This is a genomic window from Microbacterium sp. Root61 (genome assembly GCF_001427525.1).
Lineage (GTDB): Bacteria > Actinomycetota > Actinomycetes > Actinomycetales > Microbacteriaceae > Microbacterium.
The window spans coordinates 657,735-682,197 of sequence record NZ_LMGU01000001.1; the positions used below are offsets into that span (position 1 = coordinate 657,735).

Here is a 24,463-nt window from a genome sequence, read left to right on the forward strand (position 1 = left end):
CTCCCAGTGTAGCCCGGCGCCGGTGTTCCGGCGGCGACACAGCGGGGATGCAGAGGCTTTCGATCAGCGGTACTGAGCCAGCCCGGCTTCGGCCCAGGATGCCGCGGCGCGGCGTGCGGCAGCAGGTTCCAGTACCTCGACGGTGCCGCCGCGACGCGCCGCGAGCCGGCGGATCGCGTGCTCGTCGGGCAGGCGCAGGGTCGCGACCGACACATCGCCGGTTGTCTCGATCTCGGCGCGGTCGAGGTAGTCGCCCAACAGCGGTGCGACCGACTTCGGGTAACGGATCCGCACCACGATGTCGTCCTCCCCCGGAGCGAACAGGGCGGGAACCTGCTCCTCGCCGTGGGTGATCGGCATATCCGTCAGCACCATCTCGCTCACCCGGTCGAGGTGGAAGGTGCGCATGGCCTCGCGCAGGTGGCACCAGCCCTGTAAGTACCACTGGCCGTTGGCGATGTGCACCTTGACGGGGTCGACCGTGCGGATCGTCGCCTCGGCGTCGGGCGCCTTGTAGGTGAACGACACCGCAACGCCCTGCTGCAGCGCCGCGGCGACCGTGTCGCGGACGGCGTCGACAGGACCCGGGGCCACGATGACATCGGCGGGCGTGCTGGAGGCTCCGCGCGCGAGCTTCGCGAGCAGGGCCGAGAACAGGGCGCTGTCGCCCGAGCCGGGCAGGGTGCGGGCGAGCTGGAGTCCCGCCAGCAGTGCGGCGGCCTCGCGCGCGGTGAGCTTGGGCGAACGCTCCAGGCCGACCGAGTTGGTGATCACGATCAGATCGCGCTGGTCCAGCAGATCCCAATCGATGTCGAACAGGTCGTTGGACATCTGCCAGAATCCGCCGTCACCCGGCAAGCCGATCACGGTGAGCTTCTCGACCATGGCGCGCATCTGGGCGGGCGTGACGTCGAACTCGTCGGCGGCTTCGGCGATCGAGACCTCGCCCTTGCCCAGCAGATAGGGCACCAGCTGGAGCATCAGGGCGGCCCGGTCGGTCGCCACCAGCGGCTTGCGTGCACTCATCGGGGCACCTCGTTGCGGGTCAGGGTCGCCTCGAGGCGCGCGATCACTTCGTCGCGCAGCTCGACGGGTGCCACGACGCGCACCTCGGGGCCGTAGGACGCCAATTCGTCGGCGAAGATGTGGATGTCGACGTAGGGCACGTAGATGCCCTGATCTGCGGGGATGCTGCGGCGTCCGAGGCGCAGGGCGGCCTCGGTTCCCGGGTTGACCTCGAGCAGTGCGCGCTGCCGCGCCGCGACCGCTTCCAGGCCGGCCAGCGCGCGATCACCGGCGCCCTCGCGCAGTGCCGAGTCGAAGGATTGGCGCGTGATCTCGACGTCACCCACGATCCGTGCGAGCAGGAACGTGCGGTCCGCCCCGGCATCGAGGTCGACGCCGAACACGTGCCAGCGGGCTTCGTAGTCCACCAGCGCGAGGGGGCGGAGCCGCCGCAGGGTCGGCTTCTCCTCTCCCGGCTTCAGGTACGAGAACGCCACCACGCGGGACTGCTCCATCGCCTGCTGCAGCGCGGGGAACGCGGGTTCGCGCACGCTGATGCGCGGGGAGAAGCCGATGATGGGCTCGTCGACGGCGATACCGAGCGCGCGGATCTTGCGCAATCCGCTGCGGGCGTCGCTGGACATCGAGCTCTGGCTCCACACCCCGCCGGCCAGCGTGAGCAGCGCGACCTCGGCCGGTGTGAACTCGATGTCCGCCGGAAGTTCGTACTCGGACACCGGCACGCGATACCGCGCTTCGCGCAGGTCGTCGGGGTCGGCCCAGTCGCCGATCGTCTCGATCGGGACGCCGAGTCCGCGCAGGCTTTCCTTGTCGCGCTCGAACATCTTCTCGAGGGCGTCCTTGGACGCGCCGGCCTCGCTCTGCTCGCGATAACCGGTGACCGAACCGAGGATCGTGTCCTTGGTCAGCCCCTGTTCGGTGGCCATGAGGGCCACGACGAGATTGACGAGTCGCTCCTCGGGAGGGTTCTTCGCAGGCGCGGTGACAGACACCCCCTCATCCTAAGCGGGGTCGGGGTACGAGCCTGCTTACTCGGACGGTGCCGCGTCGATCCCGAGGATGTCCACGACGAACACGAGTGTGGAGTCGCCGGGGATGCTGCCCTGCTGCTGGTCGCCGTAACCCTGGTCGGGCGGGATGACGACGAGCACCTGGGAGCCGACGGTCGCGCCCTTGAGCGCCTCCGCGAAGCCGGGGATCATCGAGTCGAGCACCACGGACTGGGGTTCGGCGCCCCACGTCGTGTCGAACACCTTGCGATCGGCCCAGGTGACGCCGGTGTAGTGCACGCGGACCGGGTCATCGCCGGTCACGACGGGGCCGTCGCCCTTCTGGAGCGTCTGGACGACCAGGTCGGTCGGCGGCGTGGCGTCCGGCACGATGATTCCGGGCCGGCCGTCGGGGGCGCGCACGACGGTCGGCATGCCGAGCGCGTCGTTGTACTGGTCTGCGCCTTCGGCCTTGGGCAGGTAGACCTTGCGCAGGTCGACCACGGCCACGGCCGAGTCGCCTTCCTCGAGGCCGAGGTTCGCGGCGTTCTGAGCCTCGACATCGCCGGGAGCCAGCGCGATCGCGACGCGCGACCCCTCGGTGGCGCACTCGAGCGCGTCGGCGAAACCTGGGAACGTCTGCACCCAGCGCGACAGCGGGAACACCCGCGACAGGTCGCCGTCGTACGGCGTCTGCACCAGCGTCTTGCCGGACGCGCCGTTGACGAGGGTGACATCGAGCACGACGAGCTGCTCGCCGTCGGTGATCGCGATGCCGTCGCCCTCCTCGACGTCGGAGAACTCCGTCGTCTTCGTGTGGAACGGCGCGCGGACCGTGACCTCTGGAGCCTCGTCGGCCGCACCCTTCACGGTGATCAGGTCCATAGAGGCCTGGTCCGATGTGGTCGGTCGAGGGCAATCGGCCGACGTCGAGGTGGAGCATCCGACAAGGGTCACGGCAGCGAGGCCGAGGACCGCGATGACAGCGGGGATCTTACGCACCGGAACAGTCTAGGTGCAGGTTCAGAGAGCTTCCTGCGCGGATGCCGCCTCCGGGGCGGCGCCCGCCGCGGCCTGGCGTGCGCCATCGGCAGCGCGCTGGGCCTCCCGGACGCGCTTGCGCAGGTTCTTGTCGGTGATGTCGCGGTCGCCCACGGCGCCGGGGGTCCACAGCTCCACATCCTCGTCGCCGTAGCTGGACTTGGACGCCCTGCGCTTCTGCTCCGGAGCGATCGTGTCGGGTGCCAGACGCCGCGCGGTGATGAGGAACCCGGTGTGCGCGATCATGCGGTGATCCGGGCGCACCGCGAGGCCCTCGACGTGCCAGCCGCGCACCATCGTCTCGCTCGCGTCCGGCTCGGTGAACAGCCCGGTGCCGCGCACGTACTCCGCGACACGGCTGAGCTGCGTCGCCGTGGCGACGTAACAGAGCACCACTCCCCCGGGCGTCAGCACGTCGGCCACCGCATCGATGCACTCCCACGGCGCCAGCATGTCCAGCACGACGCGGTCCACGGATGCCGGTGCCACCGCACCCGGGAGCTCTTCGACGAGGTCTCCGACCACGATCGACCAGTTCTCCGGCACGGAGCCCCGGAACGTCTCTACGTTGGCACGGGCCACATCGGCGAAGTCGGCACGGCGCTCGAACGATACGAGGCGCCCCTCAGCGCCGATCGCGCGCAGCAGCCACAGCGACAGTGCGCCGGAGCCGACACCGGCTTCGACGACGACCGCACCCGGGAAGATATCGGCGTCGGCGACGATCTGCGCGGCATCCTTCGGGTAGATGATCGCGGCACCGCGCGGCATCGACATCACGAAGTCCTTCAGGAGCGGACGCAGCGCGAGGTACTCGTGCCCCCCGCTGTTGGTCGCGACGGAGCCGTCGGGCTGACCGATGAGCGCCTCGTGGCGCAGCACGCCGTGGTGGGTGTGCAGCTCACCGCCCTCGCGCAGGGTCGTGGTGTGCAGGCGTCCCTTCGGACCCGTGAGCTGCACGCGGTCGCCGACGCGGAACGGCCCGCTCGGTCGGAACGATTCCTGAGTGGTCACTGTGCTGCTCCTCGTGCGATGTGTGCGGCGTGGAAGGCGGCGACATCCTCGACCGTCTTCCCCTCGAGCGATGGCCACAGGACGTGGGCGCCGGCCCCCGCCAGCGACACCATCAGCGGCACTCCGATCACGGAGGCGCCGGATGCCACGGCCGAGCGCAGTCCGTTGGGTGAGTCCTCGATGGCGACGGTGTCCGCCGGATCGACGCCGAGGGTGGCGCAGGCCTGCAGGTAGGGGTCGGGGAACGGCTTGGGCCGTGTGACCTCGTCACCGGCGACGACCAGGTCGAACGCGTCGAAGTCGATGAGGTCCACGACGGCGTCGGCCATGCGCCGGATCGACATGGTGACCAGCGCGGTCTTCACGCCCGCTGCACGCAGGCTCGCGAGCAGTTCGCGCGCACCGGGGCGGAACGGAACACCGTCGCTGGCGAGCGCGGCCATGACGTCGTCGGTCAGTCGATCGATGATGGCGGGAACGGTCATCCGCACGCCCGCCGCCTGGAAGATGCGCGCGGAGTCCTCGAGACCGAGGCCGACCAGCTGCAGCGCCTGCTCGTGCGACCACGTCCCGCCGAAGCTCTCCACGAGCGGCGTCTCCGCAGCCATCCAATAGCGTTCGGTGTCCACGAGGGTGCCATCCATGTCCCACAGGACGGCGGCGGGAAGGGTATGACTCACTGGTCCATGGTACCGAGCCCACGATCCTCGTCCCGCGACAGAGCGGTCCCGCGCGCTCGCCCCCGGATCGCACGAGGACGCCTATCCTGGATGGAGCCCCGATTCTCGGGCAGAGGAGGTCGTGTGGACGGACTGGGTCGCCGGGTGATCGTCGCCGCGTTCGATGGGTGGAACGACGCAGGCGAGGCCGCGTCGTCCGCGCTCACGGTGCTGCGCGACGAAGGCGCGTACGAGCCCGTCTTCACTGTCGACCCCGAACTGTACTTCGACTATCAGTACACCCGTCCGTCGGTGGCGATCGAGACCGATGGGCGCCGTACCCTGCGCTGGCCGGAGGCGACGCTGTATCGACCTACACGGTCGCTGCGCGGTACGCAGCTCTGGCTGCTGACCGGTGTCGAGCCCGCCCGCGCGTGGCAGGCGTTCGTCTCCGAGTTCGTGGACGTCGCCCTCCGGGAGGACATCACCGGGTTCGTCTCGCTGGGCTCGATGATGTCGGATGTCCCGCACACGCGCCCGATCTCCGTCTTCGCGGGCAGCGACAACGACCAGGTCCGCACGTTGCTCGAGATCGAGCGGAGCAACTACGAGGGTCCGGTCGGCATCCTGAGCGTGCTGAGCCACGCCGCGGACGCGGCCGGCATCCCGACCGCCAGCCTGTGGGCAAGCGTCCCGCACTACGTCGCCGGCCACACACCGTCACCGAAGGCCACGCTGGCGCTGCTGGACAAGCTCGAGGACATCACCGGCGCACAGGTGCCCCGCGGTCAGCTGGCAGCCGAGTCCGTCGCCTGGGAGGCGTCGATCGACGCTGCCGCGGCCGATGACGAGGAGATGACCGAGTACATCCGGCAGCTCGAGCGCACGCGCGACACATGGGACTCCCCCGAGGCGTCCGGCGACGCCATCGCGCAGGAGTTCGAGCGGTACCTCCGGCGCGGCGGCGACGGGCCGACAAAGCCCGGACGCGACGAACCGCGCCGGTAGCGGCATCCGCTCGCAGGCTAGGCCTGGATCACTCCCGTGCTGAGCAGGACGAGCAGCAGCGAGCCGAGCGCCACACGGTAGATCACGAACGGCATGAAGCTGTGCTTGGAGATCCAGCTCATGAAGAACGCGATCACGCCGAGTGCCACGAGGAACGCGACGACGGTCGCGACAGCGGTCTCACCGAGTGTGAACACCCCGGGCTGGTCGTAGCTCTTGAACAGCTGGTAGAACCCGCTGCCGAAGACCGCCGGGATCGCGAGCAGGAACGCGTAGCGCGCGGCTGCCGCGCGCTCGAAGCCCATGAACAGCCCGGCGGTGATCGTGCCGCCGGAGCGGGACACGCCCGGGATGAGCGCCAGTGCCTGAGCGCCGCCGAAGATGAGCCCCTGCGGCACCGTGATGTCTTTCAGCGCGCGCTTCTTGGCACCGACCTGGTCGGCGATGCCGAGCAGGACGCCGAAGAAGATCAGCATGCCGGCCACCAGCCACAGCGAACGGAACGTCGTCTCGATCTGATCCTGGAACAGGAGTCCGAGGACGACGATCGGGATGGTGCCGATGATGATCAGCCAGCCCATCCGTGCGTCCGGGTCGTTGCGCGGGATGCGCCCCACCAGTGACCGGCACCAGTGCCCGATGATCCGCACGATGTCGCGCCAGAAGAAGACGACGACCGCCGCCTCCGTGCCGATCTGCGTGATCGCGGTGAACGCGGCGCCCGGGTCCTGCGCGCCGGGCAGGATCTCGCCCAGGATGCGCAGGTGGGCGCTGGAGGACACGGGCAGGAACTCGGTCAATCCTTGGACGAGTCCCAGGATGATCGCCTCGATGAGCTGCATGGATGTCTTTCAGTAGGTGCGGAGAAGATCTGTCAGGATGCGCTGCCCGAACACGAGAGCGTCCAACGGTACGCGTTCGTCGACGCCGTGGAACATTCCGGTGAAGTCGAGGTCCGCCGGCAGCTTCAGCGGAGCGAAGCCGAAGCCGGCGATGCCGAGTCGGGCCAGGGCTTTGTTGTCGGTGCCCGCGCCGAGCAGGTACGGGATCACCGGCACACCCGGATCGTGGCGACCGAGCGCGGCGACCATGGCGTCGACGAGATCCCCTTCGAACGGGACCTCCATGCCGATGTCGCGCACGACCATCTCGATCGCGATGTCATCGCCGACGATGCGCTGGATGTCCGCCAGCACGGCGTCCTCCGTGCCGGGCAGCACCCGCACGTCGATGAGCGCCTCGGCCCGATCGGGGATCACGTTGTGCTTGTAGCCGGCGGTCAGCCCCGTCGGGTTGGACGTGGTGCGCAGGGTGGAGCGGATGAAGGCGGATGCGGCGCCGGTGCTGTCCGCGATGGCGTCGGGGTCGGACGGATCCGCCCCGGAGATCTCGGCCAGCAGGCTCAGCGTCTGCTGTGTGGTCGCGGTCAGGCGGATCGGCCATTCGGTGCGCCCGAGGGCCGCAACGGCCTCAGCGAGGCGCGTGATCGCGTTCTCGGGGTGGTAGCGGCTGCCGTGCCCCGCGCGACCGCGGACCACCAGGCGGATCCACATCAGCGCCTTTTCGCCCACCTGCAGCAGGTAGGCGCTGCGGTCCCCCACCGTGATCGAATACCCGCCGACCTCGCTGATCGCCTCGGTCGCGCCCTCGAACCATTCCGGATGATCCTGTACGACCAGTGCCGAGCCCTCGACGCCGCCGTTCTCCTCGTCCGCGAAGAACGCCAGGACGAGGTCGCGTTCGGGCGTCTCGCCGGCCCGCAGCATGTCGGCGACCGAGGTCATGATCATCGCGTTCATGTTCTTCATGTCGACGGCACCGCGACCCCACAGCATCCCGTCCCGGATCTCTCCGGCGAACGGATCGACGCTCCAGTCCTCGGCGACGGCGGGCACCACGTCGAGGTGGCCGTGCACGACGAGTGCGGGCTTGCTGCGGTCGCGACCCGGCACACGGGCGCAGACGTTGGTGCGCCGCGGGATCGGCTCGTAGAACTGCGGCTCCAGGCCGAGCGTGGAGAGGAACTCCCCGACATACTCCGCGGCCTCGCGTTCCCCGTTGGCTCGTCCTCCGCCGTAGTTCGTCGTGTCGAAACGGATGAGGTCTCGAGCGACGCGGATGACCTCGGGATGTTCGGACGCGGGCATGCGGACAAGGCTACCGGTCGTCCGCGAGACGCCCTTCGATTCTGAACGGCCCTCGAAACGTGGTAACGTTTCTCTTCGGTTGGTAACAACTTCTACACCCTGCGCGGGTGGCGGAATAGGTAGACGCGCTAGCTTGAGGTGCTAGTGCCCGAAAGGGCGTGGGGGTTCAAGTCCCCCTTCGCGCACAGAGGGAAATAACGGCCCTGACCAGGGAAATCTGGTCAGGGCCGTTGTCATTGTCCGAGCAAATGCCGCGTCACGGGGCGAATCGGGCCAAGAAAGCCGCAAGCTGCTTCTCGTACGCGGCCGGGTCGACGTTCCAGCTCTGGATGTGCCCGGCACCGGCGACCGGGACATACTGCGCCTGCGGCAGCGAATCGGCGAAGGCCGCACTCTCCGCGGGCGGCACCAGGGGATCCGCCAGGCCCTGGAACAGCAGAATCGGCAACCGCTCGAACGTCGCCGTCTGGTCCAGTTCGTTCAGCACGCCCAGGTCGATTCCGCCGCGCCACTGCACCGTCCACTGCAGCGGAGCGCCGAGGAACCCGACGTACAGACGATCCGCCTGGCCCTGCAGCACACCCGCCCAGTTGAGCACCGGCGCATCCAGCACCATGCCCACGACGCGGTCGGCATGCGCGGAACGGTGCAGGAACTGCGTGACGATGCTCCCGCCCATCGAATCGCCGTACAGCACGAACTTCGTCGCCCCCTTCGCGATCGCGTAGTCCGCCGCAGACTCGAGGTCCTGCCACTCGGTCTCGCCGAGCGAGATCAGTCCGTTCGGACTCGGCGGCGCGCCGACGTCATTGCGGTACGTGATCAGGAGCGTCGGCAGGCCGGCGTCCACGATCGTCGGCAATGGCCGCAGCCCGCTCTCGCGCTCTCCGTCGATGCCGTGCACGAACAGCACCCAGGTCGAGCCCGACCCGGGCACCTGCCACGCAGGCATAGCGCCCAGCTCGCCCTCGATGTCGACATCCGCGAAGTCGATGCCGAGTGACACCCGCGGATCGCGGGTGTGCACGTTGGGGTTCAGCTGCACATCCGTGCCGACGGCGAGCTCTCCGATGATGTGCGAGATGGGGCGGCTCACAGTCTTGTCGGTGGTGGCGCTGACCGGTCCGATGACGGCGGACCCGACCTGCTCGCCGTCCGGCGCCGTCCAGACCAGGCCGTATGTGCCGACCCGCTCGGCCGCGGATGAGCGGGGCAGCGTGACCTCATCGTCGGTCAGGGCGACCACCTGCCCCACCGCGGTCACCATGCCGTGGTGCGGTGTCAGCAGCACCTGCGCTCCCCCGACGACGATGCCGACGGAAGCGAGCACCAGCACCGCGACCACCGACCCGGCGACGATCCAGGGCCAACGACGACGACGCTTCTTCTTCGAGTCCACAGGTCGAACGTATCGATCCGGCGAGGGAACCTTTGACCGCCGCGGCGGGCCGACGGGGAGAGATCACCCCATCGACACCCCGAAGATGAGTCCGAGCAGGTAGGTGATCGCGGCTGCGCCGTAGCCGATGAGCAGCTGCCGCAGTGCACGGCGCAGCGGCGGTCCACCCGACAGGAGACCCACCATCGCGCCGGTCGCCATCAGCGCGATGCCGACAAGAAGCAGCGCCGTCACGACGGCGGCGATGCCGCTGAGGCCGAAGAGCCAGGGCAGCACCGGGATGATCGCGCCGGACGCGAAGAACAGGAAGCTCGAGAACGCCGCGCCCCACGCGCTGCCGATGACCTCGTGATCATCCGCAGCCTCGACCGGGCGGCGGTACGGCTCGCTGCGGCCGGGCTCCTGCGCGGCCTGGACGATGCGCCGGGCGCGGGCCAGTGCCTCATCCTCCGGCATCCCGCGGGTCCGATAGACCAGGGCGAGCTCGTTGGCGTCGAGATCCAGGTGCTCGAGTCCGCCGTCCGCGAAATTGCTGGGCTCGGTGGCCTCCAGCAGCTCGCGCTGCGAGCGGACCGAGACGAACTCCCCCGCCCCCATAGACAGGGCGCCGGCCAGGAGTCCCGCGACGCCGCTGAACAACACGAACTGCGGCGCAGCCCCGGTGGCCCCGATGCCCATGATCAACGCGAGATTCGAGACGAGCCCGTCGTTGGCGCCGAACACCGCCGCACGGAATGTGCCGGCGAGGCGTCGGCGCCCGCGGGCGGCGAGGCCCCGGACGACTTCGTAGTGCACCTTCTCGTCGGCCGCCATCGCCGGCGTCGCGAACGGCTCATCGTCGTAGGGCGAGCGTCCCTCGGCGTTCTGCGCGAGCGCGAGCACGAAGATCGAACCGAATCGCTTGGCCATCCAGCCCAGCAGCTGCGTGCCCGCATCGGGTCGCGGCAATCGCGCGGGCTCGCCACCGAGCAGATCGAGCCAGTGCGCCTCGTGGCGCCCCTCCGCCTCCGCCAGCGCGAGCAGGATCGCCCGCTCTTCGCCTTCACGACGACTGGCGAGCTGACGGTAGACGCGAGCCTCTGCCCGTTCGTTGACGAGGTATTGCGCCCACCGTCGTCGCTCACGTGCGGTGGGTGCTGCGGGCGCGCTCAAGGGAGCCTCCAAAGGCTGCGATGCGGGGATGCTTCAACGGTAGCGAGAGAGGCATCCGCACCTCGCGCTGAGACGCGAACTGCCAGCATTTCGGGGCTCCGAACAGCGGGGCCTACGAGCGCACGCGGGCGCGCAGCATCTCGATCCGCGCCTGCAGCTGCACGAGCGTCGCCTGGGGCACTGCGGGACCTCCGCACACGCGGCGCAGCTCGGCATGGACTGCCCCGTGCGGCTCGCCGCTCTGCTTCGCGTACAGCCCCACGAGGCTGTTCAGCAGCTGCCGCTGCTCCTTCAGGGTGCGATGCAGCGCAGCCGGGAGTGCAGGCTCGGCGTCCGGGCGGGAGGCCTCGTCGGCCTCGCGTGCGGAGCGGTGCCTGCCCTGCCGCGCCTGCCGCTGCATGAGGAGCTCGTGCACATGCTCCGGCTCGAGCAGTCCGGGCAGCCCGAGGAACTCCTCCTCCTCGGGGGTGCCGGGCACCGCGAGCTGGCCGAACTCCTTGCCGTCGAAGAGCACGCGATCGAAATGCGCCTGCGATCCGAGCGCCTGGTACGTGAACTCGTAGGTGAGGGCATCGGATGCGGATTCCGCGGACTCCCCGGCATCCATCGCGTCTTCGTCGAGAGACCATTCGTCCTCGCCGGTGCCGTCACGATCCAGGGCATGGTCGCGCTGGCGCTCCAGCTCGTTTGCGAGGGCGAGCAGCTGCGGCACATTGGGCAGGAAGACACTGGCGGTCTCACCTCGACGGCGGGCCCGCACGAAGCGGCCGATGGCCTGCGCGAAGAACAGTGGCGTCGAGGCAGAGGTGGCATAGACGCCGACCGCGAGTCGTGGCACGTCCACACCCTCGGACACCATGCGCACCGCGACCATCCACCGCGACGTGCCCTGCGAGAACGTGTCGATGCGGGAGGACGCCTCCGCTTCGTCCGAGAGGACGATCGTGGGGGCCTCGCCGGTGAGCTCCTTGAGGATGTCGGCGTAGGCGCGCGCCGCGGTCTGATCGGTCGCGATGACCAGTCCGCCTGCATCCGGCACCTGCTCCCGCACCTCGGTGAGGCGACGATCCGCCGACTTCAGCACGGCCGGGATCCACTCCCCCTCGGGATTGAGCGCGGTGCGCCAGGCCTGAGAGGTGATGTCCTTCGTGTTGTCCTGCCCGAGCTGCGCCTCCATCTCGTCACCAGTCTTGGTGCGCCAGCGCATCTTGCCGGCGTACACCAGGAAGATGACGGGCCGCACCACGCCGTCCTCGAGGGCGCGCCGGTAGCTGTAGGCGTAGTCGGTGCGCGAGATGCGGATGCCGTGCGGGTCGGGGTGGTACTCCACGAACGGGATCGGCGCGGTGTCGCTGCGGAACGGGGTGCCCGAGAGCAGCAGGCGGCGAGTCGCCCGCGCGAAGGCCTCGCGCAGCGCGTCGCCCCAGCTCAGGGCGTCGCCGCCGTGGTGCACCTCGTCGAGGATCACGAGGGTGCGCGCGTCCATGATGAGGCGCTCGTGCACGGAGGCCTTCGTGGCGACCTGCGCGTAGGTGACCGCGACGCCGTGATAGTGCCGCCCGGGCACGGCGTGACGGTTACTGAAGGCGGGATCGAGACGGATCGAGACGCGGGCCGCGGCATCCGCCCACTGGGTTTTGAGGTGCTCGGTGGGCGCCACCACGACGATGCGGTCGATCACGCGGCGGCGCATCAGCTCGCTGGCCAGGCGCAGGGCGAAGGTCGTCTTGCCGGCGCCCGGGGTCGCGGCAGCGAGGAAGTCGCGAGGGCCGGAGCCCACCCCGTCCGGTCCGTCGAGCCGGAAGTACAGGTCGAGCGCCTCGACCTGCCAGGCACGCAGGCGCTGGGCGGTACCCCAGGGTGCACGTTGCGGGTACGACGGCGAGAGGTGCTCGGCCGCGAATCCGCCGAAGTGATCCTCGACGGTGGACTCGTCCGCGTCCGGTACCAGGAGGGCCGCTTCGTCATCCATCGGCATCTCCTTCCTACGATCGCGCTTGCGCGCACACAACGAGTCACAACCCTAGACGAGCAGACCGACAACGTCCTTTTCCGAGCCCGCGTCGTGGGTGCGGGGTATCCTCGATGTCGGCCACGAACCGAGGAGCACGATGTCGACTTCAGAAGAGCGCAGCACCGCATCCCCGCACGAGAACGGCGCCCTCCACCCGTGGCGGCGCTATGTCGCGGTGGGCGACTCCTTCACGGAGGGCATCGGCGATCCCGAACCTGGCTCGCCCGACGGCCACCGCGGTTGGGCGGATCGCGTCGCCGAGGTGCTCTCGCAGCAGGTCGAGGACTTCGCCTACGCGAACCTCGCGGTCCGCGGCAAGCTCATCGGGCAGATCATCGCCGATCAGCTCGAGCCCGCCTTGGCGCTCCGGCCCGATTTGGTCACCTTCTCGGCCGGCGGCAACGATGTCATCCGCCCCGGTACGGACCCCGACGAGATCGCGATGCAGTTCGAGGACGCCGTCATCCGGCTCCAGACCAGCGGTGCGTCGATCGTGGTCTTCACCGGCATCGACACGAACTTCAGTCCGGTGTTGCGCGCGTTCCGAGGCAAGGTCGCGATCTACAACGAGAACATCCGCGCGATCGCCGACAAGTACGACTGCATCGTGGCCGACCAGTGGGCGCTCAAGGAGGTGCAGGACCCTCGCTTCTTCGATGTCGATCGGCTGCACTACAACGCCCTCGGTCACCACGAGGTCGCCCGTATGGTGCTGCGCGCCCTCAACGTTCCGAACGACCTGCAGCCGATGCAGCCGGATCCGCTTCCCCCGACGACGTGGCGCGAGGCGCGCACCGGAGATCTGGTCTGGGCCCGGTCGCACCTGATGCCGTGGGTGCTGCGACGCCTGCGCCACCAATCCTCCGGCGACACCGTCACAGCCAAGCGACCCGAACCGATGCCGATGCCGATGGTGACCCTGGCTCCGGGTCAGGATGCCGCGGCCGAGCGCGGCGAGCAGGTCTGAGCCCTCGAGCTCAGCTGCGCAGCGCCCACAGGGCGACGGCGCTGGCGGCGGCGACGTTGAGCGAGTCCACTCCCCCGGCCATCGGGATGGTCACGACCGTGTCGGCGGCGGCGAGGGCCTGACGGCTGAGACCGTCGCCTTCGGCGCCCATCATGAGTGCGACGCGTTCCGGGCGCGCGAGCGCGAAGTCGTCGAGGGAAACGGCGTCGGGGGCGAGCGCCAGCGCGGCCAGATGGAACCCGGCCTCGTGCAGCATGACGCGGGCCGAACTCCACTCGGGCAGCCGCGTCCACGGCACCTGGAACACGGTGCCCATGCTGACGCGGACGCTGCGCCGGTAGAACGGGTCGGCGCAGCGCGGCGAGACGAGCACCGCGTCGGCGCCCAGGCCTGCGGCCCCGCGGAAAGCCGCTCCCACATTCGCGTGATCGACGATGTCCTCGAGCACGAGCACCAGGCGCGCGTCCCGCACGACCTCGGCGACGCTCGGCAGCTCGGGGCGGTGCATCGCCGCCAGCAGCCCGCGATGCACGGCATAGCCGGTGGTGCGCTCGGCCACGTCTGCGGGGACCACGTAGATGGGCACGTCGGCGGCGGCCTCCATCAGCAGGAGCTGCGTCTCGCCGAGCCACTTCTCCTGCACCAGCACGGAGCGGGGCCGGTGCCCGGCGGCCAGCGCCCGCGAGAGCACCTTCGCCGATTCGGCCATGTACAGGCCGCCCGCGGGTTCCAGGATGCGGCGCAGCGCGATGTCCGTCAGATCGCGATAGTCCGCGAGTCGGGGATCTTCTGCGGACGCGACGTGCTCGATCAGCATGGGGGCCTCCTCCTCAACTCTCGCAGGTTCGCGAGGCACGTCGTAACATGCCCGAAAAGCGGGGCCCCTACACTCGAACCGCGAGGGGGATCACGATGAGCACCATGGCGGATCTGGATGCGGTCACGGCGGCGGATCTCGCGCGCGCCGTCGAGGTGCTCGAAGGCCGTCGGGTCGCGGTCCTCACCGGAGCCGGTGTATCGACGGATTCCGGCATCCCCGACTACCGCGGTCAGGGCGCTCCGACGCGCACCCCGATGACGGTCGAGCAGTTCTTCTCCAGCGACGAGGCACGCCGCCGGTACTGGGTCGGCAGCCACCTCGGCTGGAAGTCGTTCGCGGCCGCGACACCGAACCGTGGTCACGAGGCGATCGCCGAGCTGGAGAACGCCGGCGTCGCCACCGGGGTCATCACGCAGAACGTCGACGGACTGCACCTGCGCGCCGGCAGCCGCCGGGTCGTGGAGCTGCACGGCACCATGCGCCGCGTGTTCTGCACGCACTGCGGTCAGGTGTTCGATCGCCGCGATCTCGCGGCCCGCGTCGAGGTGGACAACCCGTGGATCAGCCTCGACGACGAGGTCGTACTCGGCCCGGACGGCGATGTGCGCCCGGAGAGCATCGAAGGATTCCGCATCCCGGACTGCAGCGTGTGCGGCGGCCTCCTCAAGCCCGAAGTGGTCTTCTTCGGCGAGTACATCCCGGCCGAGAAGTTCCGCGAGGCGGAGCAGCTCGTGCACACCAGCAGCGCCCTGCTGATCGCGGGGTCCTCGCTGGTGGTCAATTCCGGCATCCGCCTGGTCGAACGGGCCCGGCGCCGCAAACTGCCCGTCGTCATCATCAACCGCGGTCCCACGCGGGCGGACGGTCGCGCGACCGTGAAGATCGACGGCGGCACGAGCGAAGTCCTGGCCGCGCTGGCACACGCGCTTCCCGGGCTGTCCGCGGGGTCCTGAGCTCGCACCCAGGCGGCCCCGGTTAGGCTCGTCGGGTGACTCTCCTGACCCTCGTCCGCCACGGCGAGACCGACTGGAACCGCGAGCGGCGCATTCAGGGCTCGACGGACATCCCCCTCAATGACACCGGTCGAGGACAGGCGCGGGATGCCGCAGCGGCTCTGCGTGACTCCCTCGATCCGCGGATGCCGGTGGTCGTGGTCTCCAGCGACCTGTCGCGGGCGCGCGAGACGGCGGAGATCATCGCGCACGAACTCGGCGCGGACGCACCGACGCCGTATCCGGACCTGCGTGAGCGCTCCTACGGCGAGGCCGAAGGCGTCTCGGCCGAGGACTTCCTCGCCCGCTGGGGCGATTGGAGCACTGCCGACATCCCCGGTGCCGAGCCGTGGCCGGATCTGCGCCACCGCGCGCTGCGCGGGCTGCGGCACGCGGTGCGCGACGCACGTCGCGAGACGGCGCCGCGCGCGGTCTCGCTGGTGGTCGTCGCGCACGGCGCGCTGATCCGCGAGGTGATCCGTCACGCCAGCGGCGGCGAGTTCCCCCATCCGGGAGACCGGCTCGCGAACGGCTCGGCCTACCCGATCCTGTTCGAGCGCGAACGACTCAGGATGGTGTCGCCGACACCGGCCTTCGTCTGACGCAACGTCTCTACGCGCTGTCGCCGGCACGCACGAGCACCGCGCGCGCGTGGCGCAGCACCGGCTCGTCGACCATGCGTCCCTCGTAGGTGAAGACGCCACCCTGTGACTCGGCGGCGGCCAGCACCCCACGCGCCCAGGCGAGTGTCTTGCGGTCCGGTCCGTACGCCTGGCGGATGATGTCCACCTGACTCGGGTGGATGCACGCGGTCGCCGCGAATCCGGAGGCCGCAGCATCCGCTGCTTCGATCGCCAGGCGCTTGGTGTCGGCGATGTCCAGGTGCACCGCGTCGATCGCCGCCTTGCCGCGGGCACCGGCCGCCAGCAGCACGTGCGAGCGCGCGTGGCGGGCCACGTCCCGGTAGCGGCCGTTGGGCTTGCGGCTGGACGTGCCGCCGAGGCTGGCGACCAGGTCCTCGGCGCCCCACATCAGGGCGACGACCTGGTCGTGGGCGGCGAGCTTGTCCGCCGCCATCACACCGCGCGCCGTCTCGCACAGCGCGATGAGCGCGAAGCGCCGGTCGAACACCCGCAGTGACTTGGCGCTCTCGGCCTTGGCGACCATCACGGTGCGGTAGTCGGTCTGCGAGAGGGTCGCCAGGTCGGCCACGAACGCGTCGGTGTCGAGGGCATTCACCCGTACGATGACGCGGGACGGGTCCAGCTCCGACTCGATCAGCGCGCCGCGGGCCGCTGTCTTGGCGGACGGCGCCACAGCGTCTTCGAGGTCGAGGATGACGGAGTCGGCGCGCTCGAGGGCCTTCGCGAAGCGCTCGGGGCGGTCGGCGGGGCAGAACAGCAGGGTGGGACCGTACGCGAAGCCGGTCATGCCGACACCTCCGAAGCCGGGGCATCCCGGCACCACATCAGGGCGACGCGGGTCGCGACCGCCACCGTCTCGTCGTGCTGGTTGCGCGCCGTGTGGCGCAGCGTCACCAGGCCCTGGCCGGGGCGGGAGCCCGACAGCCGCTTGGCGATCACCTCGGACGAGACGTAGATCGTGTCGCCCGCGAAGAGCGGGGCTGGGAAGCTGATGTCCGACAGCGCGAGCTGAGCGACGAGCGTGCCCTGCGTGAGCTGGGTGACCGACAGCCCGATCATGGTCGCCAGCGTCCACATCGAGTTGATCAGCCGCTGTCCGAACGGGTGCGTCGCCGAATATGCCGCGTCCAGGTGCAGCGCCTGCGTGTTCATCGTGAGGGAGGAGAACAGCACGTTGTCGGCCTCCGTGGCCGTGCGGCCGGGGCTGTGCCGGTACCGCGCACCCACCTCGAATTCCTCGAAGTACAGACCGCGCTGCACGATGTCGCCGGTCGTCGGATCCTCGTCGGTCATGCGCCTCACGCTACCCGTCGAGTCCGAGACTGCGCGAGATGACGAGGAGCTGCACCTCGTTGGTGCCCTCGCCGATCTCGAGGATCTTCGAGTCGCGGTAGTGGCGGGCCACCGGGTACTCGTTCATGAAGCCGTTCCCGCCGAAGATCTGCGTCGCATCGCGGGAATTGTCCATCGCCGCGTCGCTGGCGGTGAGCTTCGCGATCGCGGCCTCCACCTTGAACGGCTTACCCGCGTCGCGCAGGCGGGCCGCGTGATGCCACGCGAGACGGGCGTTGTGCACGCGCAGCTGCATGCGGGCGATCATGAACTGGATGCTCTGACGCGTGGAAAGCGGCTCGCCGAAGACCGTGCGCTTCTTGGCGTAGTCGATGGCCGCTTCGAGGCATCCCTCCGCCGCACCCGTGGACAGCGCCGCGATCGCGATGCGGCCCTCATCGAGGATGTGCAGGAAGTTCGCGAAGCCGCGGCCCTGCGTCCCGAGGAGATTGCCGGCCGGCACGCGCGCGTCCTGGAACGTCAGCGGGTGGGTGTCGGAGGCGTGCCAGCCGACCTTGTCGTAGGCCGGCTCGACGGTGAAGCCGGGGGTGCCGTGCGGCACGACGATCGTGGAGATCTCCTTGCGGCCGTCCCGCTCCCCCGTGACCGCGGTCACGGTGACGAACTTCGTGATGGGCGTGCCCGAGTTGGTGATGAACTGCTTGCCGCCGTTGATCACCCATTCGTCGCCGTCGAGGCGTGCCGTGGTGCGGGTGGCCCCGGCATCCGATCCCGCCTCCGGCTCGGTCAGGCCGAAGCTCGCGAGGGCGCGGCCGGCGAGCAGATCGGGCAGCAGCTCCTGCTTCTGCGCCTCGGTGCCGAACCGGAACACCGGCATCGCGCCGAGGCTGACGCCGGCTTCCAGGGTGATCGCAATGGACTGATCGACGCGCCCCAATGCCTCGATCGCGAGGCACAGCGCGAAGTAGTCGCCGCCCTGGCCGCCGAACTCCTCGGGGAAGGGCAGCCCGAACAGGCCCATCTCCCCCATCTGCGCGACGACGTCCATCGAGAGGGTGTGCGTGCGGTCGGCCTCGTAGGCCTGCGGCGCCACCACCTCATCGGCGAATGCGCGCACCAGTGCGGCGAGCTCGCGCTCGTCATCGGTCAGGTCGTACTGCATGGGATCTCTCCTTGTGGGAAGCGCCGCGCTCACGCGTCGGCAGGGATGACGGGCTCGACGACGGCCACGGCCTGATCTCGGCTCACCTGATCGCCGACTCCGACGCGCAACTGCACGACCCCCGGATGGGTCGCCGCGACGGGGTGTTCCATCTTCATGGCCTCGATGGTGACGAGACGATCGCCGGTGGCGACCGTCGCACCCTCGGACACGTGGACGGCCACGACGGCACCGGGCATCGGCGACCGCAGCAGCGGATCCGACGCACCGACGACCCGGTCGCGCTGCGCGAGTCGGCGGTGCATGGCGTCGCGGCGCGACAGCGGACGCAGGCGCTGGGCAGACCCGTCGGCGTGCACCCAGAGCGCGTCATCGGCGTCGGCCCGCACGAACGCGTCACCGGCTCCGTCGAAGCCCGGCTCGGGCCTCACGAGCCCATCGTCGTCCGTGAGGAACAGCGGGGTGAACGGATGCGGCGCCCCGGCGATGCGCCACCCCGACCCCGATCGCCACAGCGACGATGCCGCACCGGTGCGGGCACCGTCTCGGTCGAGGCTCCGGGTCGCGGCGCGCAGTGCGACCTGGCTCGGCGCCGGCGCGACATACGGCGGCATGCGGTCGATCAGGCCGGTGTCCATGTCGCCCGCCTGCACCGCGGGATCCGCCAGCAGAGTGCGGAGGAATCCGATGTTCGTGTCGACTCCGAGCAGCACGGTCTCGGCAAGGGCCGCGTCCAGTCGTTCGAGGGCCTGCGCACGGTCGGTGCCGTGCGCGATGACCTTCGCGATCATCGGGTCGTAGTCGGCGCCGACGACCGATCCGGATTCGACCGCGCTGTCGGTGCGCGCGCCGGATGCCGGGCGCCACAGGAGCACGTCGCCGGTCGCGGGGAGGAACCCGCGCTCGGGACTCTCCGCGTAGACGCGGGCCTCGATCGCATGCCCGTCGATCCGCACGTCGGACTGGGCCAGTGCGAGGGGCAGACCGGCGGCGATCCGCAGTTGCTGTTCGACGAGATCGACCCCGGTCACGAGCTCGGTCACCGGATGCTCGACCTGCAGACGCGTGTTCATCTCGATGAAGAAGAACTCGTCCGGACGGTCACCCGCGACGAGGAACTCGACCGTGCCCGCGCCGCGATAGTCGACGGATGCCGCGGCCGCGCAGGCGGCGGCTCCCAGTCGTTCGCGCGTGGCCGCGTCGACGATCGGCGACGGCGCCTCTTCGATGACCTTCTGGTGCCGCCGCTGCAGCGTGCACTCACGCTCGCCGAGGTGGATCACGGCCCCGTGGGTGTCGGCCAGCACCTGCACCTCGATGTGCCTCGGGCGCTCGATGAGTCGCTCCAGCAGCAGGGTGTCGTCACCGAAGGCCGCTGCGGCCACGCGCCGCGCTGTTGCCAGGGCATCGGGCAGTTCCGCCGCGGAACGCACGATCTGCATGCCCTTGCCCCCGCCGCCGGCGGAGGGCTTGACGAGCAGCGGGAATCCGGCCTGAGCCGCGGCATCCGCGATCTGCTCATCCGTCATCCCCGCGGCGCTGAATCCGGGCACGACGGGGACGCCGTGACCGGTCACGTGCTCCTTCGAGCGGATCTTGTCGCCCATCACCGTGAGCGCGCGCTCCCCCGGTCCGATGAACACGATGCCGGCTCCCGCGCAGGCATGGGCGAATGCGACGTTCTCGGACAGGAAGCCGTAGCCGGGGTGGATCGCCTGTGCGCCGGTCTCGCGCGCCGCGGCGATCACAGCAGCGATGTCCAGGTAGGAGACGGACGCCGCAGCGGGGCCGATCCGGACCGCGAGATCTGCCTCGTGCACGTGCGGGGCGTCCGCGTCCGCGTCGCTGTAGACCGCGACGGAACGGATGCCGAGCCGCCGCAGTGTGCGGATCACCCGGCGCGCGATCTCGCCGCGGTTCGCGACGAGCACGGTGTCGAAGAGCTTGTCGGTCACGCGATCACATCCGGAAGACGCCGAAGCGAGGTTCGGGGAGCGGAGTGCGGGACACGACGTCCAGGGCCAGGCCGAGCAGATCGCGGGTGTCCATCGGGTCGATCACTCCGTCATCCCACAGGCGCGCCGTCGCGTAGTACGGGCTGCCCTGCTCCTCGTAGCGGTCACGGATCGGGGTGCGGAACGCCGTTTCGTCCTCGTCCGACCACTCCTGGCCGCGCCCTTCGAGCTGATCCCGCTTCACGGTCGCGAGGACGGAGGCCGCCTGAGGTCCGCCCATGACCGAGATGCGGCTCGCCGGCCACGTCCACAGGAACCGCGGGGAGTACGCGCGACCGCACATGGCGTAGTTGCCGGCGCCGAACGAGCCGCCGATCACGACCGTCAGTTTCGGCACGCGCGTGGTCGCGACGGCGGTGACCATCTTGGCCCCGTCCTTCGCGATGCCCCCGGCCTCGGCATCCCGTCCGACCATGAAGCCCGAGATGTTCTGCAGGAACAACAGCGCGATGCCGCGCTGATCGCACAGTTCGATGAAGTGCGCGCCTTTCTGCGCGGACTCGCTGAACAGCACGCCGTTGTTCGCGACGATGCCGACCGGGTGGCCGTGGATGCGCGCGAAGCCGGTGACGAGCGTGTCGCCGTACTCGCGCTTGAACTCGTGCAGCTCGCTGCCGTCGACCAGCCGCGCGATGACCTCGCGCACGTCGTACGGCTGGTTCACGTCGACCGGCACCACGCCGTACAGGTCCGCAGGGTCGGCGATCGGATCGCAGCTGTCGATGACATCCCACGCCGGCGGGGCCGGCTGCGGGAGCGTCGCGACGATGTCGCGCACGATCTCCAACGCGTGCTCGTCGTCTTCCGCGAGGTGGTCGACGACCCCCGACCGCCGGGCGTGCAGCTCTCCCCCGCCGAGTTCCTCCGCGGTGACGACCTCGCCGATCGCAGCCTTCACCAGCGGCGGACCGCCGAGGAAGATCGTGCCCTGGTTGCGCACGATGACGGTCTCGTCGCTCATCGCGGGCACATAGGCGCCGCCGGCCGTGCACGATCCGAGCACCGCGGCGATCTGCGGGATGCCGGCGGCGGACAGCCGCGCCTGGTTGAAGAAAATGCGACCGAAGTGGTCACGATCGGGGAAGACCTCGTCCTGCATCGGCAGGAACGCGCCGCCCGAGTCCACGAGGTAGATGCACGGGAGCCGGTTCTCGAACGCGATCTCCTGCGCGCGGAGGTGCTTCTTCACCGTCATCGGGTAGTAGGTGCCGCCCTTGACGGTCGCGTCGTTGCAGACCACCATGACGTGCCGGCCGTGCACCAGGCCGATGCCGGCGATCACGCCGGCGGCCGGGGCTTCACCGTCGTAGAGTCCGTCCGCCGCGAGCGGTGCCACCTCGATGAACGGGCTGCCCTCGTCCAGGAGCCGGGCGACGCGGTCGCGCGGCAGCAGCTTCCCGCGGGAGACATGGCGCTCACGCGACGATTCGGGGCCTCCGACGGATGCCGCGGCCACCCGCTCGCGCAATTCGGCGGCCAATGCGGACTGCGCTTCGCGCGTGCGCGCGTAGGCAGCATCGTGGGCGATCGCGCTCACCAGCTCGCTCATGTCATCCCCGTCGACGTCACGATCGGGTCACGCCCGTTGTCATGGCGTGACCACATTGGTTAGTGTTCACTAACTGGAAAACAAGGTTAGCGGGGGTTAACTGAAATGGCAAGGGGCCTGACCGAGCGCATCCCGACCGAGCGCGACAAAGCCAAGGCGGACCGTCAGTCCGCGCTGCTGCACGAAGCCGCGCGCCTGTTCGCCGACCGCGGGTTCACCGCCGTCAGCCTCGAAGAGCTCGGCGCCGCGGTCGGAGTGAGCGGGCCCGCCGTGTACCGGCACTTCGCGAACAAGCAGGCTCTGCTGGGCGCGATCCTGGTGCGCGTGAGCGAGCGCCTGCGCGAGGGCGGCGCCACCGTCATCGCGGGCACGGACGACCCGCGGGCGCAGCTCGACGCGCTCGTGCAGTTCCACGTCGACTTCGCGCTGCGGGATGCCGACGTCATCCGCGTCCAGGACCGTGACCTCGCCAGCCTCAGCGACGAGGACCGTCACACCGTGCGGCGGCTGCAGCGCGAGTACATCGCGCTGTGGATGGACGTGCTCGCGCGGCTGCATCCCGCGCGCTCCGAGAGCGACCTGCGGGTGCGCGCCCACGCGTGCTTCGGCCTCATCAACTCCACGCCGCACAGCATGCGCGGTGCCGGCAGCGCTCCGGCCGACGGCACGATGCGCGGCATCCTCGAATCGATGGCGGTCTCCGCGCTGTCGATCTGACGGTGCTCTAGCCTGGTACGACCATGCCGCCGCACGACGAGCAGCCGGACGCCAGTACCAAGAAGCGATTCGGCCGCACTCCCAGCCCTCAGCCCTCCCCGGACGACGCGTCGTCCTCGAGCACCTCGCGTCGCGACTTCTTCAAGGTCGGCGGCATCGCCGCGGCAGGACTCGTCGTCGGCGGTGGCGCGGGTGCTGCCGCAGGCGCCGCGATCGGCCACTCGATCGGCTACGCCGAGGGCGCACAGGACTACGGGGCGCTGACCCCGCGCTCGGTGCCGGGCTTCGACCACCTCGTCGTGCTGATGGGCGAGAACCGCTCGTTCGACAACCTTCTCGGGCAGCTGTACACCCCCGACGATCTGCCCACGGGCGAGACCTTCGACGGCCTCGCGTTCGGGTCGTACGCGAACACCGCGCCGGACGGCACCTCGGTGGCGGCGCACGTGTATTCGGGTCCCACCGACACGGTGATGGGTGCTCCGAATCCCGATCCGGGCGAGGAGTACCCGCACGTCAACACCCAGCTCTTCGGCACCGTCGAGCCCGCATCGAACGCGACGCTCTGGGTGGAGGGGATGCAGCCGCCGTACAACGCGCCGCCGATCGGCGCCGAGGCCACGATGGACGGGTTCCTGAAGGACTACTACATCAACGTCGAGCGCCTCCATCGCGGCAAGACCCCCGATGCCGCGACGGCGAATCAGATCATGGGCGGGTTCTCCCCCGAGCAGCTGCCGGTGCTCTCGACGCTGGCGAAGGAGTTCGCCGTCTTCGACGCGTGGTTCTCCGGCGTTCCGTCGCAGACCTATTGCAACCGGTCGTTCTTCCACGCCTCCACCTCGCACGGCTTCGTGACGAACAAGCACGGCGGCGGGTACGACAAATGGCTGGATGCTCCACCCACTCCGACGATCTTCAACCGGCTCGAAGAGGCCGGGATCTCCTGGCGGATCTACTTCGACGAGATGCAGCTCGTCTCACTCACCGGCGTGCAGCACGCGCCGGTGCTGGAGAAGTACTGGCGCACCAACAGGTTCGCTCACATGTCGCAGTTCTACGCCGACGCGAAGAACGGTGATCTGCCCGCCTACGCATTCATCGAACCGCGCATGGTCTACAACCACAACGATTTCCATCCGCCGTTCGGGGCGCTGCGCGCCAGCAAGGTCGAGGGCGAAGAGGTCGTCGACTCGGCCGTGTCCGACGTCCGCGCGGGCGAGAAGCTCGTGGCCAGCGTCTACAACGCGATCAAGGAGAGCGCGACACCGGACGGCTCCAACGCGATGAACACGATGTTCCTCATCACGTTCGATGAGCACGGCGGCACCTACGACCATGTGCCGCCTCCGTCGGCGACTCCTCCGACGCTGGATGCCGAACCGGGCGAGATGGGCTTCACGTTCGACCGGCTCGGCGTACGGGTCCCCGCCATCGCGGTGTCGGCCTACACGCGCAAGAACACGATCATCACGGACGAGATGCATCACGGCACCGTGATCGCGACGCTCGCACGCCTGCACGGGTTGAAACCGTTGACACGGCGGGATGCCGGTGCCAACGACATGTTCTCCGCCGTGAACCTCGAGACGCCGCGCGCCCCCCACACCTGGCCGACGGTGCATCCGATGTATCTGCCGCCCAATCCGCTGGAGGACGAGCAGAGCGATCTGACCGCCGAAGAGAACAAGCACAAACCGTTGAGCGCGCCCGGGCGCGGTCTGCTCGGGCTGCTGCTGGCCAAGTACGGCACCGCGGACGACGGCGCCCCGGAGCCCGAGACGTACGCGGACGCGTACACCGTGCTGCAGAAGCACGGACTCGGGCTGTTCTACCCGAAGGTCGACTAGCCGGC

At 69.6% G+C, this 24,463-nt stretch carries 22 protein-coding genes and 1 tRNA gene; 7 read left to right on the forward strand and 16 right to left on the reverse strand.

The features are described 5' to 3' along the window. Nucleotides 1-63: 63 nt before the first annotated feature. Genes ASD65_RS03195 through ASD65_RS03215 form a run of 5 tightly spaced genes read right to left on the reverse strand, consistent with a single transcriptional unit; the run spans nucleotide 64 to nucleotide 4,750 of the window. Nucleotides 64-1,026, reverse strand: a complete 963-nt coding sequence (locus tag ASD65_RS03195; RefSeq protein WP_056218387.1) for a helix-turn-helix transcriptional regulator — start codon at nucleotides 1,024-1,026, stop codon at nucleotides 64-66. Beyond that, entirely contained in the window at nucleotides 1,023-2,018 is a 996-nt protein-coding gene (locus ASD65_RS03200) for a helix-turn-helix transcriptional regulator (RefSeq protein ID WP_056218390.1), read from the reverse strand. Before ASD65_RS03200 ends, ASD65_RS03195 begins: the two co-directional genes overlap by 4 nt. A 36-nt stretch (nucleotides 2,019-2,054) precedes the next feature. Beyond that, nucleotides 2,055-3,017 carry an FKBP-type peptidyl-prolyl cis-trans isomerase gene (locus ASD65_RS03205; RefSeq protein WP_056218393.1) on the reverse strand — a complete coding sequence of 321 codons (963 nt, stop codon included), beginning with the start codon at nucleotides 3,015-3,017 and terminating at the stop codon, nucleotides 2,055-2,057. Nucleotides 3,018-3,038: 21 nt separating this feature from the next. After that, entirely contained in the window at nucleotides 3,039-4,070 is a 1,032-nt protein-coding gene (locus ASD65_RS03210) for a tRNA (adenine-N1)-methyltransferase (protein WP_056218396.1), read from the reverse strand. Next, a complete protein-coding gene (locus ASD65_RS03215) occupies nucleotides 4,067-4,750 on the reverse strand; it encodes an HAD family hydrolase (RefSeq protein WP_156378773.1) in 684 nt (227 codons plus the stop codon). Before ASD65_RS03215 ends, ASD65_RS03210 begins: the two co-directional genes overlap by 4 nt. Before the next feature lie 123 nt (nucleotides 4,751-4,873). On the opposite strand from ASD65_RS03215, the gene ASD65_RS03220 reads away from it, so the two are divergent. After that, the gene (locus tag ASD65_RS03220) at nucleotides 4,874-5,737 is read left to right on the forward strand and encodes a PAC2 family protein (protein ID WP_056218399.1); all 864 of its coding nucleotides are present in this window, start codon (nucleotides 4,874-4,876) and stop codon (nucleotides 5,735-5,737) included. A 17-nt stretch (nucleotides 5,738-5,754) separates the two neighbouring features. Here ASD65_RS03220 and ASD65_RS03225 read toward each other — a convergent pair whose 3' ends face one another. Then, on the reverse strand, nucleotides 5,755-6,579 hold the full coding sequence (locus ASD65_RS03225) for an undecaprenyl-diphosphate phosphatase (protein ID WP_056218400.1): 825 nt from the start codon (nucleotides 6,577-6,579) through the stop codon (nucleotides 5,755-5,757). Nucleotides 6,580-6,588: 9 nt separating this feature from the next. Beyond that, nucleotides 6,589-7,884, reverse strand: a complete 1,296-nt coding sequence (locus ASD65_RS03230) for a M20/M25/M40 family metallo-hydrolase (RefSeq protein WP_056218405.1) — start codon at nucleotides 7,882-7,884, stop codon at nucleotides 6,589-6,591. A gap of 101 nt (nucleotides 7,885-7,985) precedes the next feature. Here ASD65_RS03230 and ASD65_RS03235 point away from each other — a divergent pair. Beyond that, a tRNA-Leu gene (locus ASD65_RS03235) sits at nucleotides 7,986-8,069 on the forward strand. A 71-nt stretch (nucleotides 8,070-8,140) separates the two neighbouring features. Here the strand turns inward: ASD65_RS03235 and ASD65_RS03240 are convergent. The 3 genes from ASD65_RS03240 to ASD65_RS03250 all read right to left on the reverse strand — a co-directional run bounded on the left by ASD65_RS03240 (nucleotide 8,141) and on the right by ASD65_RS03250 (nucleotide 12,407). After that, nucleotides 8,141-9,283: an alpha/beta hydrolase family protein gene (locus ASD65_RS03240; RefSeq protein WP_056218409.1), complete on the reverse strand. Its 1,143-nt coding sequence runs from the start codon at nucleotides 9,281-9,283 to the stop codon at nucleotides 8,141-8,143. 63 nt (nucleotides 9,284-9,346) lie between these two features. Further along, complete coding sequence (locus ASD65_RS03245) at nucleotides 9,347-10,435, reverse strand: VIT1/CCC1 transporter family protein (RefSeq protein WP_056218412.1); 1,089 nt, start codon at nucleotides 10,433-10,435, stop codon at nucleotides 9,347-9,349. Between the two features lie 112 nt (nucleotides 10,436-10,547). After that, nucleotides 10,548-12,407 (reverse strand): DEAD/DEAH box helicase, encoded by a 1,860-nt coding sequence (locus ASD65_RS03250; protein WP_056218416.1) that lies wholly within the window; start codon nucleotides 12,405-12,407, stop codon nucleotides 10,548-10,550. Nucleotides 12,408-12,546: 139 nt separating this feature from the next. Here ASD65_RS03250 and ASD65_RS03255 point away from each other — a divergent pair, with 139 nt between their 5' ends. Beyond that, on the forward strand, nucleotides 12,547-13,416 hold the full coding sequence (locus tag ASD65_RS03255; protein WP_056218419.1) for an SGNH/GDSL hydrolase family protein: 870 nt from the start codon (nucleotides 12,547-12,549) through the stop codon (nucleotides 13,414-13,416). Nucleotides 13,417-13,426: 10 nt separating this feature from the next. Here ASD65_RS03255 and ASD65_RS03260 read toward each other — a convergent pair whose 3' ends face one another. Next, a complete protein-coding gene (locus ASD65_RS03260) occupies nucleotides 13,427-14,233 on the reverse strand; it encodes a TrmH family RNA methyltransferase (RefSeq protein WP_056218423.1) in 807 nt (268 codons plus the stop codon). 95 nt (nucleotides 14,234-14,328) lie between these two features. Here ASD65_RS03260 and ASD65_RS03265 point away from each other — a divergent pair, with 95 nt between their 5' ends. Then, nucleotides 14,329-15,189 (forward strand): Sir2 family NAD-dependent protein deacetylase, encoded by an 861-nt coding sequence (locus ASD65_RS03265; RefSeq protein WP_056218426.1) that lies wholly within the window; start codon nucleotides 14,329-14,331, stop codon nucleotides 15,187-15,189. Between the two features lie 35 nt (nucleotides 15,190-15,224). Next, nucleotides 15,225-15,830: a histidine phosphatase family protein gene (locus tag ASD65_RS03270; RefSeq protein ID WP_056218429.1), complete on the forward strand. Its 606-nt coding sequence runs from the start codon at nucleotides 15,225-15,227 to the stop codon at nucleotides 15,828-15,830. Nucleotides 15,831-15,840: 10 nt separating this feature from the next. Here ASD65_RS03270 and ASD65_RS03275 read toward each other — a convergent pair whose 3' ends face one another. Genes ASD65_RS03275 through ASD65_RS03295 form a run of 5 tightly spaced genes read right to left on the reverse strand, consistent with a single transcriptional unit; the run spans nucleotide 15,841 to nucleotide 21,891 of the window. Further along, nucleotides 15,841-16,659, reverse strand: a complete 819-nt coding sequence (locus tag ASD65_RS03275; RefSeq protein WP_056224417.1) for an HpcH/HpaI aldolase/citrate lyase family protein — start codon at nucleotides 16,657-16,659, stop codon at nucleotides 15,841-15,843. Then, complete coding sequence (locus ASD65_RS03280; RefSeq protein WP_056218431.1) at nucleotides 16,656-17,165, reverse strand: MaoC family dehydratase; 510 nt, start codon at nucleotides 17,163-17,165, stop codon at nucleotides 16,656-16,658. The genes ASD65_RS03275 and ASD65_RS03280 overlap by 4 nt, the downstream gene beginning before the upstream one ends. A 10-nt stretch (nucleotides 17,166-17,175) precedes the next feature. Beyond that, complete coding sequence (locus ASD65_RS03285; RefSeq protein WP_056218435.1) at nucleotides 17,176-18,327, reverse strand: acyl-CoA dehydrogenase family protein; 1,152 nt, start codon at nucleotides 18,325-18,327, stop codon at nucleotides 17,176-17,178. Nucleotides 18,328-18,356: 29 nt separating this feature from the next. Further along, the gene (locus ASD65_RS03290) at nucleotides 18,357-20,282 is read right to left on the reverse strand and encodes an acetyl/propionyl/methylcrotonyl-CoA carboxylase subunit alpha (protein WP_056218440.1); all 1,926 of its coding nucleotides are present in this window, start codon (nucleotides 20,280-20,282) and stop codon (nucleotides 18,357-18,359) included. Nucleotides 20,283-20,286: 4 nt separating this feature from the next. Beyond that, complete coding sequence (locus ASD65_RS03295; RefSeq protein ID WP_056218448.1) at nucleotides 20,287-21,891, reverse strand: carboxyl transferase domain-containing protein; 1,605 nt, start codon at nucleotides 21,889-21,891, stop codon at nucleotides 20,287-20,289. Nucleotides 21,892-21,996: 105 nt separating this feature from the next. Between ASD65_RS03295 and ASD65_RS03300 the strand changes: the two genes are divergently transcribed. Next, nucleotides 21,997-22,608 carry an SACE_7040 family transcriptional regulator gene (locus tag ASD65_RS03300; protein WP_056218454.1) on the forward strand — a complete coding sequence of 204 codons (612 nt, stop codon included), beginning with the start codon at nucleotides 21,997-21,999 and terminating at the stop codon, nucleotides 22,606-22,608. Between the two features lie 23 nt (nucleotides 22,609-22,631). Continuing rightward, entirely contained in the window at nucleotides 22,632-24,458 is a 1,827-nt protein-coding gene (locus ASD65_RS03305) for an alkaline phosphatase family protein (RefSeq protein WP_056218457.1), read from the forward strand. Nucleotides 24,459-24,463 lie beyond the last annotated feature (5 nt).

Excerpts from the sequence above, each read along its gene's own strand:
- ASD65_RS03195 (WP_056218387.1), bottom strand. The coding sequence starts at position 1,026 with ATGAGTGCACGCAAGCCGCTGGTGGCGACCGACCGGGCCGCCCTGATG.
- ASD65_RS03225 (WP_056218400.1), bottom strand. The coding sequence starts at position 6,579 with ATGCAGCTCATCGAGGCGATCATCCTGGGACTCGTCCAAGGATTGACC.
- ASD65_RS03230 (WP_056218405.1), bottom strand. The coding sequence starts at position 7,884 with ATGCCCGCGTCCGAACATCCCGAGGTCATCCGCGTCGCTCGAGACCTC.
- ASD65_RS03250 (WP_056218416.1), bottom strand. The coding sequence starts at position 12,407 with ATGGATGACGAAGCGGCCCTCCTGGTACCGGACGCGGACGAGTCCACC.
- ASD65_RS03255 (WP_056218419.1), top strand. The coding sequence starts at position 12,547 with ATGTCGACTTCAGAAGAGCGCAGCACCGCATCCCCGCACGAGAACGGC.
- ASD65_RS03260 (WP_056218423.1), bottom strand. The coding sequence starts at position 14,233 with ATGCTGATCGAGCACGTCGCGTCCGCAGAAGATCCCCGACTCGCGGAC.
- ASD65_RS03265 (WP_056218426.1), top strand. The coding sequence starts at position 14,329 with ATGAGCACCATGGCGGATCTGGATGCGGTCACGGCGGCGGATCTCGCG.
- ASD65_RS03275 (WP_056224417.1), bottom strand. The coding sequence starts at position 16,659 with ATGACCGGCTTCGCGTACGGTCCCACCCTGCTGTTCTGCCCCGCCGAC.
- ASD65_RS03280 (WP_056218431.1), bottom strand. The coding sequence starts at position 17,165 with ATGACCGACGAGGATCCGACGACCGGCGACATCGTGCAGCGCGGTCTG.
- ASD65_RS03285 (WP_056218435.1), bottom strand. The coding sequence starts at position 18,327 with ATGCAGTACGACCTGACCGATGACGAGCGCGAGCTCGCCGCACTGGTG.
- ASD65_RS03295 (WP_056218448.1), bottom strand. The coding sequence starts at position 21,891 with ATGAGCGAGCTGGTGAGCGCGATCGCCCACGATGCTGCCTACGCGCGC.
- ASD65_RS03300 (WP_056218454.1), top strand. The coding sequence starts at position 21,997 with ATGGCAAGGGGCCTGACCGAGCGCATCCCGACCGAGCGCGACAAAGCC.
- ASD65_RS03305 (WP_056218457.1), top strand. The coding sequence starts at position 22,632 with ATGCCGCCGCACGACGAGCAGCCGGACGCCAGTACCAAGAAGCGATTC.